This window comes from Rhodococcus sp. P3_B8 (genome assembly GCF_056402775.1).
In genome coordinates this window covers 1-7,176 of the sequence record NZ_JBFUGT010000322.1, presented here as the reverse complement: position 1 = coordinate 7,176, position 7,176 = coordinate 1, and the positions used below count along the sequence as shown (strand labels likewise).

8 protein-coding genes are annotated in these 7,176 nt (G+C 67.3%); 2 read left to right on the top strand and 6 right to left on the bottom strand.

Translation table 11 applies throughout. The annotated features are described in order from the left end of the window. The 4 genes from AC1D1G_RS38880 to AC1D1G_RS38865 form a co-directional block, all read right to left on the bottom strand. Positions 1-245, bottom strand: a 245-nt coding sequence (locus AC1D1G_RS38880) for a biotin carboxylase N-terminal domain-containing protein (protein ID WP_477956256.1), incomplete at its 3' end; no start/stop codon positions are given. Between the two features lie 131 nt (positions 246-376). After that, positions 377-1,753 carry a condensation domain-containing protein gene (locus AC1D1G_RS38875; protein WP_283335192.1) on the bottom strand — a complete coding sequence of 459 codons (1,377 nt, stop codon included), beginning with the start codon at positions 1,751-1,753 and terminating at the stop codon, positions 377-379. 21 nt (positions 1,754-1,774) lie between these two features. Then, on the bottom strand, positions 1,775-2,191 hold the full coding sequence (locus AC1D1G_RS38870) for a SufE family protein (RefSeq protein ID WP_009479492.1): 417 nt from the start codon (positions 2,189-2,191) through the stop codon (positions 1,775-1,777). After that, on the bottom strand, positions 2,188-3,087 hold the full coding sequence (locus AC1D1G_RS38865) for a sulfurtransferase (RefSeq protein ID WP_477956255.1): 900 nt from the start codon (positions 3,085-3,087) through the stop codon (positions 2,188-2,190). Before AC1D1G_RS38865 ends, AC1D1G_RS38870 begins: the two co-directional genes overlap by 4 nt. A 148-nt stretch (positions 3,088-3,235) precedes the next feature. On the opposite strand from AC1D1G_RS38865, the gene AC1D1G_RS38860 reads away from it, so the two are divergent. Further along, positions 3,236-3,652 (top strand): group III truncated hemoglobin, encoded by a 417-nt coding sequence (locus AC1D1G_RS38860; protein WP_283335194.1) that lies wholly within the window; start codon positions 3,236-3,238, stop codon positions 3,650-3,652. On the opposite strand, the gene AC1D1G_RS38855 is transcribed toward AC1D1G_RS38860, so the two are convergent. Together AC1D1G_RS38855 and AC1D1G_RS38850 are read right to left on the bottom strand one after the other, a co-directional pair. Then, positions 3,612-5,054, bottom strand: a complete 1,443-nt coding sequence (locus AC1D1G_RS38855) for a condensation domain-containing protein (RefSeq protein WP_283335195.1) — start codon at positions 5,052-5,054, stop codon at positions 3,612-3,614. The two genes, AC1D1G_RS38860 and AC1D1G_RS38855, sit on opposite strands and share 41 nt — an antisense overlap. Continuing rightward, positions 5,054-6,571: a condensation domain-containing protein gene (locus tag AC1D1G_RS38850; RefSeq protein WP_477956254.1), complete on the bottom strand. Its 1,518-nt coding sequence runs from the start codon at positions 6,569-6,571 to the stop codon at positions 5,054-5,056. The genes AC1D1G_RS38855 and AC1D1G_RS38850 overlap by 1 nt, the downstream gene beginning before the upstream one ends. A 248-nt stretch (positions 6,572-6,819) precedes the next feature. Here AC1D1G_RS38850 and AC1D1G_RS38845 point away from each other — a divergent pair. After that, on the top strand, positions 6,820-7,176 hold a 357-nt coding region (locus AC1D1G_RS38845), incomplete at its 3' end, for an MFS transporter (RefSeq protein ID WP_477956253.1).

Sequence of the window (7,176 nt, the reverse complement as noted above, 5' to 3'; positions counted from 1 at the left end):
GCGCCGGACTTGGCGGCGGCGTCCAAAATTTTGTCGAACACCAGGTAGGACTCGGCGGAGGTCTGCCCGCCGAGGGCGAATGCTTCGTCGGCCAGGCGCACGAACGGGGCGTCGGCGTCGGGTTCGGCGTAGACGGCGACGCTGGCCAGGCCGGCATCGGCTGCGGCCCGGATCACCCGCACTGCAATCTCACCGCGGTTCGCGACGAGCACCTTCGTGATGTGCGCGCTGGCATGACTGGGCACTGAGCCTCCTGTGGTTCGCATGGTCTGTCTCCGCGGTGGCTCCCGTGGGTGTCACCAGCGGTCGTTTACGGCATCACTTCGGAGTCTAGGCACCGAACCGATTCGTGTTGTCACCGGACCGAAATTTCCGGTCAGGGCTGTCCGACGCTTCGCAGCCCTACCGATGGGTAGCTGGTTGAAACCTGTTCCAGTTGCCGGCGGAGGCTCCCGACCCACGTGTGGACGCTCGCGGCAGCGATGTCGTTGCCCGGATATCGGACCGCCAGATTGACGCCTCGGGGGGTGCGATTGATCCACGCGTACACGTCGTGGGTGTACTGCCTGCTCCGCAGGGCCCGGGCGTTGCGCTCGTGCCAGCGGCCCGCTTCGGGCACGAACCGGACGTCCATGTAGGAGACGACGAAGCGCGGCCGGATGGGGATGTCGAGTTCCTTCTCGATCCGGTCGAACGGGACCACCGAGATCGGCTTCGTCCGGGCCACGCTCTCGGCGGCCTCGCGGGCGACGGCGGCGAAGTCGTCCGACGTCACCTCGAAGTCGATCGGGCTCAGACCCACGAACCATCCCAGCGCGGACGCCCACTGCGGGGAATGCCGGGTGTGGACCGGAGTGACCGTCCGAAAGCGTTGATGCCCCGCCACTTCCGACCCGGCCATCCCCAGGCACGCGAGCAGGCCGGGGAAGAACCCCACCTCTGCTTCGCGGCACGCCGAGTTGAACGCCGCAGCCTGGTCGGCATCGAGAATCCAGGCAGACAGGTTCTGCTGGGCGTACGAGGTGCGCGGGCCGACCTCGAGCGGGAACTCGGGGAGGCCCGGTCCCTCGAGGGCCGACCGCCACACGTCGAGCGCCTCCCGTTTGACCTCGGCGTCGGTGGAGCTCTCACGCTCCTCACGGCCGAAGTCGATGTAGCTGCCGACGGGGAACAGGTTGGCCGTGCGGCCGGACAGTGCCTCCTCGTACAGGGCGGTCAACTCGTGGGCGACGAGCACGATGGAGAACCCGTCGATGATCGAGTGGTCTGCCGCGAAGAACACCGTGAATCGGTCGCGTTGGACGGTTTCGAGCGTCGCGAAGACGTACGACGGCCAACTGTGYGGCGAGGCGTACTCGTCGAACAGTTGCTGCAGGTGCGCGAAGTTGTCGCCGCCGGCGGCGTCGTACCCGTGGCTGACGACCCCGACGTGCAGCCCGCCCTGCGGCACGGTGCGCCGACGTACGCGCTCGGTCTCCGCGTCGAACGCCGTGTGGGAGCGCAGCACCTCGTGACGATCGGTCCACTTCTCCAGCGCCGACCGGAAAGCGGTGACGTTCAGTGTGCCGTGGATCTCGAATGCGGTGCCCAGCCAGGATTCGCGACCACCGGAGTCGGAGCACCGGCGCAGGTGCGCCTCGTGGATGTACGAGGCCGGGCGGGGGTCGTCCACCCATTCCGAGCGGGCGCACGGTAACCATTCGGTGAGCGCGCCCACCGGAACGGGGTAGTCGGCAAGTTCGGTGAATTCCATCAGTGTGTGTTCAGATCCTGCCTAGCCGCGAAGATGCCGCTTGATTCGCGCGAGCATCGCGGACATGCCGCGCAGTCGCAGGGGACTGACGGCGTCGGCGAGCCCGAGCGCGGAATAGAAATCGTCCGGAACGCCGAGGATGGTGGCGGCACTGTGCCCGTCGAGGCCCTGGTGCAGGATCGACGCGAAACCCCGCGTCGTCGGCGCTTCCGCGGGCGCGCTGAAATGCAGCCGCACGTGTTCCGGATCGGAGTCGTCGACCGACAGGAACAGCGGAGACTGGCACTCGGGCACCGGTTCCATCGCGTCCTGCTCGAGTTCGGCAGGCAGAGGCGCCAGTTCGCGGCTGAACTCGAGCAGCAACTGCAGCTTGTCCGAGCCGTCGACGGCAGCGAAGTCGTCGACGATCTCGGCAAGCGAATCGGGTAGTTCGGTCATGACGATGCGCCGGGCACGTCTCCCGGCTCTTCACCCCTGACGATCGGAACGCGAACCATGTTGCCCCACTCCGTCCACGAACCGTCGTAGTTGCGGACGCTGGGGTAACCGAGCAGGTGGGTGAGGACGAACCAGGTGTGGCTGGAGCGCTCACCGATGCGGCAGTACGCCACGATGTCGTCGTCGGCGGACACACCGCCGTAGATCTCGTTCAGTTCACCGCGCGAGCGGAAACGGCTGTCGGGGGCTGCGGCCTTGGCCCACGGAATGCTCAGCGCGCTCGGGATGTGGCCGCCGCGCAGCGCGCCCTCTTCGGGGTAGTCGGGCATGTGGGTGCGTTCGCCGGTGTACTCCTGGGGCGACCGCACGTCGATCAGCGGACCCTTGCCGAGGTGATCAAGGACGTCGTCCTTGAACGCGCGGATCGGGGCGTCGTTGCGCTCGACCACCGGGTAGTCGGTGGGGGAGGTCTCGGGGACGTCGAACGCGGTGTCCCGGTTCTCGGCGATCCACGCGTCGCGGCCGCCGTCGAGGAGGCGGACGTCCTCGTGTCCGAACAGCGTGAACACCCAGAGGGCGTACGCCGCCCACCAGTTGCTCTTGTCGCCGTAGATCACGACGGTGTCGTCGCGGCTGATGCCCTTGCGGCTCATCAGGTCGGCGAACTGCTCGCCGTCGATGTAGTCACGGGTCACCGGATCGTTGAGGTCGAGGTGCCAGTCGACCTTGACGGCGCCGGGAATGTGGCCGACGTCGTAGTGGAGCACGTCTTCGTCCGACTCCACCACCTTGAGGCCGGGTGTGCCCAGATTCGCGGACAGCCACTCCGTCGACACGAGCCGACCGGGATTGGCGTACTCGGCGAAGGACTGGGTGGGATCTGGCGCTACGGGCACGGGTGGGCTCCTGGGGCAGATGCGACGGGGACGGCGTCAATTCTAGGCGGACGCCGGAAGTTCTTCCGACCGGCGTTCACACTTACCTTCCGTGGACGGTGAGGGAGGCCGCAGCGGGCGCGTAGATTCGCACCCGAACGGAGGCCTCATGCCCGACATCTCGACGCGCGCCGACCTGGAACTGCTGCTCCGGCACTTCTACGGCAGGGCATTCGCCGACCCGGTCCTAGAACCGGCCTTCGAGACGCTCGCGGTGATCGGCATCGACGACCACCTGCCCGTCATGTGCGACTTCTGGGAGACGATCCTGCTGCGCACCGGCGTCTACCGCGGCAGCGCGTTCGCCGTGCACCGGGCGCTGCACGGCCGGCACGGATTCACCGACCGGCATTTCGACCGCTGGGTCGAACTGTGGGCGTCCAGCGTCGACGAGTTGTTCGCAGGCGACGTCGCGGGGCGGGCCAAGGGCGAGGCAGCCAAGATCGCCGACGCGATGCGGCGACGACTGTTCGAGCCTCCGGCGGTCAGACGACGGGAGTGCCTTCCAGGTTCAGCTGACTGGTGAGCTCCGCGATGGGAGTGACGCCGTTCTCGCAGATGTCGTGCATGATCTCCCGCAACCGCACCAGGAATTCCGTGACCGCCCGGCGTGCCGTCGACGTCTCCGGGAACCGCGACCGCAGCGCGAGACCCCGCTGCGTGCGGGAGATCCAGAACTGCGCGTCGTCCGCGACCGTCACGTTGCTGATGTGGTGGGCGTTCAGCTCGTCGTGATCGTCGGTGCCGGGCAGTCTGCGGTAGTCGATGTACGAGACCATGAACACATCGGTGCGGGTGCGGCGGTATCCGTCACCGAGCGCCTCCCGCACCTGGGCCATCGTCACACCCTTGAGCGTCAGGGCTGTGCGGAACGAGGCGTGGGTGTGCGCCAAGGAGGACTGGAAGTCGCAGTCCGGGGTCAGTTCGACCGTCAGCGGCGCGCTCGTCGTGAGCCACCCGATCGCATTGGCCCACTGCGGGTCCTGGCGAATGTGCAGCGGAAACTGCAACGGCATCCGGGAGATGCCGTTGATCGAGTGCACTGCCATGCCCATCGCGGTGAGCGTCCCGGTGAACAGGCTTCCCCCCGAGTCCAGGCAGATTTCCTCGAACCGCTCGGTGTCGGCGGCGTCGAGGAGGGGGCGGACATCCGCCCCCTGTGGTGCGGGCCTGCCCGCCTCGACACCCAGATCGAGCGGGAAACTGGGCGCGGTGCCGCCGCAGCGTTCGTAGAAGCGTGCCCATTCGCGCACCCGGGGGTCGCCGATTTCGGTGACGGGCGTCTCGGCCTCGAGTTCGCAGTACCGCAGGAAGCTCCCGGGATCGCCGAGTTCCTTCGTCAGGTCCGCTTCCGTGAGTTCGGCCGAGCCGCCGAGCCCGGTGAGTCGCTGGTAGATCTGCCGGAGTTCGCCCAGGGCGATGACGAGCGAGTATCCGTCGACGAGAGTGTGATCGAACGCACTGACCACGGTGTAGTGCGAGTCGCGTTCGATGGTGGCGAACAGGTACGCGGGGAACGTCAGCGGGTCGCACGCCTCGGTGAACCGGTACCGCAGATGGTCCCGGAGCTCGTGAGGTGACGTCGTCACCGAGGACTCGGACGCGACGACGGTGATGTCCTCGGGGTCGAGATCCACGCGCGCCATCGCGTCCGGGCTCACGTCGAAGCCGGTCTGCAGCGTGTCGTGCCGGCGGATGAAGTGCGCCAGTGCCTGCGCGAGAGCATCCCGGTCGAGTCGCCCGGGAAGGTCGAAAGCTGCTGCCATCCAGACGCTCCGGCCGACGCCGTGGGTGCGTGCGGTGTCGAGGTGGAATTGCTGGTTGTACGACGGCGGCACCGCGGACGGGGAGACCTTGCCCGGCGCGACGGACCATTCCGTCACCAGGCCGGGTTCGAGCATGTACCGGTCGATCGACGTGACGTGCACTACTCCACCCCTGCGGCAGTCGCGGAGTCCGCCGCAGGCGCGAACGATGTCACCGTGTAATCGCCCTCGCGGGCAACGGTTTTCATGATGGCCGACAACCGCTCCGCATATGCGGTCACGGACCGGTGCGCCTCGTCGGTATCGGGGTGCGAGACGGCCATCCACGTGCCCTCGAGCATGCGGTTCACCCAGATCGACGCGATCTGCGTGGCCTTGCCCCCGACGATGCCGGTCGCCCGGGTCGACGTGAAACTCTCGGTCTGCGGCAACCGCCTGCCGTCGATGTACGACACGATCGGCGGCGGTGCGAGTGTGGTGGCGTGTTGCGACATCGCCTCGGGGCCGGCCTGAGCGAGCACGGTGTCGATCACCTGCTGCACGGACACCTCGCCGAGCGCCTTGCCGGACCGGTAGGCGTCCTGCGCGCGCTGGGCAAGGCCCGTGAACGTCGTGGCGTCCTCGAGGGCGAACCCGACCGGAATGAGATTGATGAACCACCCCTGGGACCAATAGAACTGCGGGTCGTTGCGGGTGGTGAGCGGCGACAGCGCCATGTAGCGGTCGCGCCCGACCAGTTCGTGTTCGGTGATGGCGAGGGCCGCGAACACGCCGCCGATGAAGTTGGAACCGTGGGCCTTGCACACGGCACCGAACCGCTCGCACTCGTCGGCGTCGGCGAGGTCGAACCGGCTGCCGATGGCCGGTTTGGGTTCGTCGGAAGCGCCGAGGTCGAGGGGAAAGCTCGGGAACGTTCCGCCGTTTCGGGTGAGGTGACCGATCCAGCCGTGGACCTCGGGGGAGGCGAGGGTCAGCGTCGCCGCCTTCTCTCGTTCCCGCCGGCTGTATTCCACGTAACTGCCCGGGTCTGGCAGGTCGGGCTCCACGCCGTCGAGTTCGGCCTGATAGATGGTCCGGGTCTCGGCGAACGTGAGGATCATCGACTGCATGTCGGTGTGCGCGTGATCGACGGCGTGGATCAGGGTGAAGCTGTCCTCGCGCCCGGGAGCCCCGGTGTCGTAGTGCTCGACCACCCCGAACACGAATGCGGGCCAGGCCAGCGCGCTCGTATCGTTCGCGAAGCGCGCGGCGACGTGGTCGCGGACCTGCTCGGGGGTGGTGAGCGTCTCGCCCTCGTGCGCCGTGAGCGCGATGGAGCCGGCGGGCACGACGTGCCGTCGGACGGCATTGGTGGTGTCCGTGGGGTCGGCGTCCGCGTTCTCGAACGAGAACCAGCTGTGCAACGTGTCGTGCCGCAGGACGTAGCGTTCCAGGGTTCGTGTCATCGCGGCGGTGTCGAGGCGGCCGGGGAAGTCGAAGGCGATGCCGATCCACGGGGACTGCGTCTCGCCGTTGTTCGCCGCCAGCCGGGCCCRCCGCAGGTGCCGCTCCTGCATGGTGGTCGGCAGTGCCGGATCCACCGGCGCTTCGGCAGCCGCTCGTGCGCTCGCGTCCGTGACTTTCCACTCGACGACCCGCCCAGGTTCTGGCTTCCAGTGGGTGATCAAGTTCAAGTCCATCGAGCGGCTCCTGGTCGGATTCGAGTTGCGAGTTCGGTCGGGTGGGGCACGGACTTTCTCGCAACAGGATGCGGCACCGAGTGCCTTACCGCGAGAGGTAGAGAAGTATGAGACTGATTACAGGTCGGTCCCGGTCCAGTCAAGTGTCAGGCAAAAGGGTTCCACGCTGCAAGTTCTTCGCGTATCATCCAGCAACCTTTGAACAACCTCACAGCATTCCGTGAGGTTCGAGCCGCTAGCCTGTCCGGATGCCTGTGACTCAGCGTGACGCACTCTATCGAGGCGAACTCGGTCGCTGGGTCCCGTGGCTGGGTCTGGCCACCAGTCTCGCCGCCGTGTTCATGCAACTCCTGGACGCGACCATCGTCAACGTCGCGCTTCCGAGCATCGCGGTCGATCTCGGCGCCTCGGTGTCGGCGCAGCTGCTGATGGTGAGCGTCTACACGCTCTCGTTCGCATGTTCGCTGATCACAGCGGCGCGGCTGGGGGATCTGCTCGGCCGAYGACGGGTCTTCCTCACCGCACTGGCCGTCTTCATCGTTGCCTCTCTGCTCTGCGGACTGGCCCAGTCGCCGACCGCTCTCGTCGTGTCGCGGGCGTTGCAG

What these genes read in the sequence shown, in the direction of transcription:
- AC1D1G_RS38870 (WP_009479492.1), bottom strand. Translation starts at nt 2,191, where the DNA reads ATGACCGAACTACCCGATTCGCTTGCCGAGATCGTCGACGACTTCGCT.
- AC1D1G_RS38860 (WP_283335194.1), top strand. Translation starts at nt 3,236, where the DNA reads ATGCCCGACATCTCGACGCGCGCCGACCTGGAACTGCTGCTCCGGCAC.